The 4,742-nt window shown below is 68.3% G+C and carries 4 protein-coding genes and 1 pseudogene; all 5 read left to right on the forward strand.

Annotation, left to right across the window (positions count from 1 at the left end; translation table 11 throughout):
- Positions 1 to 885: aromatic amino acid ammonia-lyase (locus G3N97_RS36750; RefSeq protein ID WP_205997683.1), on the forward strand; the 885-nt coding region annotated here is incomplete at its 5' end.
- Positions 882 to 1,316 carry a thioesterase family protein gene (locus tag G3N97_RS36755; protein ID WP_205997684.1) on the forward strand — a complete coding sequence of 145 codons (435 nt, stop codon included), beginning with the start codon at positions 882 to 884 and terminating at the stop codon, positions 1,314 to 1,316. The genes G3N97_RS36750 and G3N97_RS36755, both read left to right, overlap by 4 nt.
- Positions 1,304 to 1,993, forward strand: coding sequence for an outer membrane lipoprotein carrier protein LolA (locus tag G3N97_RS36760; protein ID WP_205997685.1), 690 nt, complete (start codon positions 1,304 to 1,306; stop codon positions 1,991 to 1,993). The genes G3N97_RS36755 and G3N97_RS36760 overlap by 13 nt, the downstream gene beginning before the upstream one ends.
- Positions 1,993 to 4,431 (forward strand): MMPL family transporter, encoded by a 2,439-nt coding sequence (locus G3N97_RS36765; protein ID WP_205997686.1) that lies wholly within the window; start codon positions 1,993 to 1,995, stop codon positions 4,429 to 4,431. The genes G3N97_RS36760 and G3N97_RS36765 overlap by 1 nt, the downstream gene beginning before the upstream one ends.
- Positions 4,432 to 4,454: 23 nt before the next feature.
- Positions 4,455 to 4,742: pseudogene (locus G3N97_RS36770) on the forward strand (beta-ketoacyl-[acyl-carrier-protein] synthase II); the annotation flags it as partial.

Genomic DNA, 4,742 nt, shown 5'->3' on the forward strand with positions numbered 1-4,742 from the left:
CTCACCGCGCTCGCGACGGTGGCGCTCGACGGGCGCGCCGCGCATTTCGATCCGCTGATCTTCGAAGCCAAGCCGCACGCGGGGCAGGGCGAGGCGGCCGCGTGGATTCGCGCCGATCTCGCCGGGCGTCCGGACACGCCGGGCCATCGTCTGCAGGACCGCTACTCGATCCGCTGCGCGCCGCACGTGATCGGCGTGCTCGGCGACGCGCTGACGTGGATGCGCCGCGACATCGAAAACGAACTGAACAGCGCCAACGACAATCCGCTGATCGATCCCGACGGCGAGCGCGTGCTGCACGGCGGCAACTTCTACGGCGGCCATATCGCGTTCGCGATGGACGGCCTGAAGAACGCCGTCGCGAATCTCGCCGATCTGATGGATCGCCAGCTCGCGCTGCTCGTCGACGACAAATTCAACAATGGCCTGCCGCGCAACCTCACGGGCGCGAGCGCCGCGCGCGCGCCGATCAATCACGGCTTCAAGGCCGTGCAGATTTCGTCGTCGGCGTGGACGGCGGAAGCGCTCAAGCACACGATGCCCGCGAGCGTGTTTTCGCGTTCGACCGAGGCGCACAACCAGGACAAGGTGAGCATGGGCACGATCGCGGCGCGCGACTGTCTGCGCGTGCTGCAACTGACCGAGCAGGTCGCGGCGGCGCACGCGCTCGCCACCGTGCAGGCCGCGCAATTGCGTCTGCGCGGCAACGCCGCCACCGTGATCCCCGCGCCGCTGCGCGCCTTCATGACGGACGTGGCGACGGTGTCGCCGTTCGTCGACGAAGACCGCGCGCTCGAACACGAACTGCGCGCGATGACGGCGAAAATCGCCGCGGGCGATTTCATCGGCGTTGAGGTCGGCAAGCGTGAAGGAGACGCAGCATGAGCGTGGCGGACAAGGCGGTATTGAGCGCGAGCGCAACGGTTGAAGTGCCGTTCCACGACGTCGATGCAATGAACGTCTGCTGGCACGGCCACTATCTGAAGTACTTCGAATTCGGCCGCGCGGCGCTGCTGCGCAAGTTCGATTACGACTATCGCGAGATGCAGGCGTCGGGCTATGTGTGGCCCGTGGTCGAGGCGCATCTGAAGTATGTGCGTCCGGCGATTTACGGGCAGCAGATCGAGGTGTTCGCGCATCTGCTCGAACACGAAAATCGCCTGAAAATAGGCTACGAAATCTTCGATTGCGTCACGCGCGCGCGGCTCACGAAGGGCTACACGATTCAGGTTGCGGTGAACGCCGCGACGCAGGAATTACAGTTCGTTTCGCCGCCGGTCGTGCAGGAAAAACTGGAGCGCGCATGGGCACGTTGATTCGCCGTGCGACGCTCGCGGGATTGATAGCGATTCAGGCTGCGTGTCTGCCTGCGTATGCCGCGGGATCGGCAACATCGGCATCGGCGGCATCGGTTTCAAACGCATCGAACGACGCCGACGCGGCGCTCGTTTCGCAGATCGCCGCGCGCCTCGCGCAAGCGAAAGGCGTGCGCGCGCATTTCACGCAAACGCAGACGCTTGCTGCGCTGAAAACGCCGCTCGTCAGCACGGGATCGCTGCTGTTTTTCCGCGATCGCGGCGTGATCTGGCAAATCGACACGCCCTATAAAAAGACGTGGGTGATGAGCGACGCGGGCATGACCGCGATCGACGCGACCGGTCAGCGCGTGACGAATAACGGCGCGCAAGGCGCGCGCGGCGCGGCCGAAATCGCGAAGATGATGCGCGCGATGCTCGGCGGCGATCTCAGCGGGCTCTACACGCAATTCGACGTCCAGGCGCGCGGCACGCCCGCGCGCTGGCAGATGCGCCTCGTGCCGCGCCAGCCGCAGATCGCGCAGGCGCTGCGCGGCATCGACATGGACGGCGGCGAGTTCCTGCAAGGGCTGCGCATCACGCTCGCGAACGGCGACGTCACGCAGTACGCGTTCAGCGGCAGCGCGCCCGTGAGCGAACTCGCGCCCGCCGATCAGAAGCTGTTCGGAACGCCGTAGTGAATTCGCCCGAGCTTCACACCGCACCCGTCGAACGCACCGCTCGCACCGCGCGCCGGCAGTGGGCGCTGCGCGCCGCCTGGCTGCTGCTCGCCGTCGTCGCCGCGCTCTATTGCGGCTGGCGTTTCGCTGGGCCGTCGCCGTTGCAGACGAATCTGCTCGCGCTGCTGCCCGCGACCGAAGCCGATCCCGTCGCCGAAGAAGCCGTCGATCAACTGTCGAACGTGCTCGGCAATCGCGCCGTGCTGCTGGTTTCCAGCGACGACGACGCGCACGCGAAAGCGGCGGCGCTGCAACTGGGCGCGTCGCTGAGCGCGAGCCACGCCTTCGCTTCGGTGACCGCGCGCATTCCGCCGTTCGACCTCGGACGCATCGCGCGCTTTTACATGCCGTACCGCTTCGGCCTGCTCACGCCCGACGATCGCGCCAGCTTGACGAACGCCACGGGCGCTCAGGCCGCGTTGCTCAACGCGCTGACCGAGCGTCTCTACGGCCTGCCGGGCGCGGGCCTCTCGACCTCGCTCGCCGACGATCCGTTCGGCTGGCTCCAGCACTGGCTGTCGGGCTTGCCGCTCGCGGCGTCGAATCTGACCGTCGAGGACGGCCTGCTGGTCGCGCATCGCGGTGCGACCACGAGCGTGCTGGTGGTCGGCACGCTGACGGGATCGGCGTATGAATCGTCGGTGCAGCAAAACGTGCTGCACGCGGTGGCGCAAGGCGAAAACGCGCTCAAGTCGACGTGGCCCGACGTCAGCGTCGCGCGCACGGGCGCGGTGTTCTACGCCGAGTCGGCGCGGCGCGCGTCGGAGCGCGACGTGCACGTGATCGGCATCGTTTCGGCCGTGGGCATCGCGCTGCTGATGCTCTGGATCTTCCGCTCGCCGCGTCTCATCGCGCTGGGTTTCGTGTCGACGGGGCTGGGCATTCTGTGCGCGCTCGCGGCGACCCTGCTGATCTTCGGCAAGCTGCATCTGCTTACGCTGGTGTTCGGCGCGAGTCTGATCGGCGAGGCCGTCGATTATTCGATTCAGTATTTCGTCGTCTATCTGGGCGCGCGCGATAACTGGAACGCGCGGCGCGGCGCGCGCGAGGTGATGCCCGCGCTGGCGGTCGCGTTCGGCACGAGTCTGCTCGGCTACGCGATCCTGACCTTCGCGCCGTTCCCGGCGCTCAAGCAGATCGCGTGCTTCGCGATCGTCGGCATTTTCACGGCCTTCGCTTCGGTGATCGGCTTGCTGCCGAGCCTCATGATGCGGCCCGCGCGCCGCAGTCCGCGCACGCTGTTCGCCGTGGCCGCCACGGCGCTCGCGCGATGGCAGGCGCTGATCGGCGGGCGTCGCGCGTGGTTCGTCGCGCTCGCGCTGGCGATCGTGGCCGCGCCAGGCTGGCTGCAACTGCGCAGCGACGACGACATCCATCTGCTGATTCAGCGCGATGCGTCGCTGGTCGCGCAGGAACGCGTGGTGAGCCGCGCGGTCGGCGTCGACAACAGCGCGCAGTTCTTCGTCGTGCGCGGCGCGTCGCCGGAAGACGTGCTCGAACGCGCCGAAGCGCTGTGCGCGAAGCTGGGCACGCTCACGGGCGCGTCCGCCGTGAGCGGCTGGCAGTCGGTCACGTCGTTCGTGCCGTCCGCGAAACAGCAGCGCGCCGATCGCGCCGTGCTGGCCGCGCACGTTTTCGACGATCCGGCCGCGTTGCGCGCGATGCTGGGCGCGGCGGGCTTTCGCGACGAGATCGTGCAGGCGTGGCCGCGCGCGTGGGCGCAAGCCGATGACACAACGCTGAGCGTGGACGCCTGGCTCGCCGAGCCGTGGTCGCAACCGTTTCGCCATCTGTGGCTCGGCCGTCCCGCGAGCACGCCGGGCGCGTTCGCGGCGGTCGTGATTCCGCAAGGCGTGTCGAACGCGAACGAACCCGCCTTGCGCGCGCTCGCCCCGACGCTGCCGGGCGTGAGTTTCGTCGACAAGGCGGCGAGCGTTTCGCATCTGTTCGGCGTCTATCGCGAGGATGGCGCGCTTTGGCTCGCGGGCGCGCTCGTGCTGGTGCTCGCGCTGCTGACGCTGCGTTACGGCTGGCGCGCGGCGTTCGCGCTCGCGCTGCCGGTGTGGCTCGCGATCGGCGTGACGCTGGCCGTCTTCGGCTATGCGCACGTGCGCATCAACCTCTTCCATATGCTGGCGCTGATGCTCGTGCTCGGCGTCGGCGCGAACTACGCGGTGTTTCTGCGCGAAGGCGCGATGCGCGCGAACGCCGACACCGGCGCGGTCTGGACCGGCGTGCTGCTGTCCGCCGCCACGACGCTGCTGTCGTTCGGCATGCTCGCGATGACCTCGATGCCCGCGCTCAAGAGCTTCGGCGCGACGCTGTCGCTCGGCATCATGGTGTCGGTCCTGCTCGCGCCGGTCGGCATGCCTTCGAATTCACGGAGAACGAACTGATGGCGCAAGCCGCTTTTCAGGCAATGCATCGGCCAACTTCGCAGCCGGTGTATCTGCACGCGCTCGGCATGGTCAACGCGCTCGGCGACGACGTGAGCGCCATCGCCGCCGCGCTCGCGCGCGGCGAAGCGCCCGGCATGGGCCCGATTCGTACGCGCGTCGGCGAGGCCTTTGCAGGCCGCGTGCTCGCATCGCTCGATCAGACCGGGTTTGCGCCGCCCGCCGCGCTCGCGCACTACGACTGCCGCAACAATCGCCTGCTGCTGGCGGCGCTGGCGCAGATCCGGCCCGCCATCGACGCGGCCTGCGAG

Origin of the sequence: Paraburkholderia sp. Ac-20347 (assembly GCF_017104805.1) — a bacterium.
Taxonomy (GTDB): domain Bacteria; phylum Pseudomonadota; class Gammaproteobacteria; order Burkholderiales; family Burkholderiaceae; genus Paraburkholderia; species Paraburkholderia tropica.

Bases quoted from the DNA above. Each gene is read 5' to 3' on its own strand.
- G3N97_RS36760 (WP_205997685.1), top strand. From the start codon at position 1,304: ATGGGCACGTTGATTCGCCGTGCGACGCTCGCGGGATTGATAGCGATT.
- G3N97_RS36755 (WP_205997684.1), top strand. From the start codon at position 882: ATGAGCGTGGCGGACAAGGCGGTATTGAGCGCGAGCGCAACGGTTGAA.